The organism is Bradyrhizobium sp. WYCCWR15520, from assembly GCF_056174665.1.
Genome location: NZ_JBWBWM010000171.1, coordinates 1 through 649 on the forward strand (window position 1 = coordinate 1; position 649 = coordinate 649).

The 649-nt window shown below is 72.1% G+C and carries 1 protein-coding gene; it reads right to left on the bottom strand.

Annotated features, from left to right (window positions below; genetic code table 11):
• Positions 1–649, bottom strand: a 649-nt coding sequence (locus AC0QUY_RS42705) for a L,D-transpeptidase (RefSeq protein ID WP_475391750.1), incomplete at both ends; no start/stop codon positions are given.

Below are 649 nucleotides of genomic sequence, written 5' to 3' on the forward strand. Positions count from 1 at the left end.
GCCGGGCCCGCGGCGGGCGGCGGCGCGGCGTTCGAAGCGCTTGCGGTGTTGGCGGGCGGCGGGCTGCCGGGCATCACCACCACGCGGGTGCCGACCTTGGCGCGCTCGAACAGGTCCGAGACGTCCTCGTTCAGCATGCCGATGCAGCCCGAGGAGACGAACTTGCCGATCGTCGACGGCTGGTTGGTGCCGTGAATGCGGTAGATGGTCGAACCCAGATACATCGCGCGCGCGCCGAGCGGATTGCCGGGGCCGCCGGCCATGAAGCGCGGCAGATAGGGCTGGCGCTCGATCATCTCGGTCGGCGGATGCCAGTCCGGCCACTCGGCCTTGCGGCTGATCTTCTGCACGCCGTTCCAGGTGAAGCCGTCGCGGCCGACGCGAACGCCGTAGCGGATCGCGCGTCCGCCACCGAGCACGTAGTAAAGGTGGGTATTGGCGGTATCGACGACGATGGTGCCCGCGGGCTCCTTGGTCGCGAAGGACACTTCCTGGCGGCGCAGGTGCGGCGGAAGCTGCGCAGGGCCCACTTCCGGCTGCTCTTCCGGCGGCAGCGCAGCGAGCTGCACCGGCCTGCCGTCGGCGCCGACGGCGGGTTGCTGCGGCTGCGGCAGCGCGCCGGTGGCGGCGGGTGCCTGCGCCGGTGCGG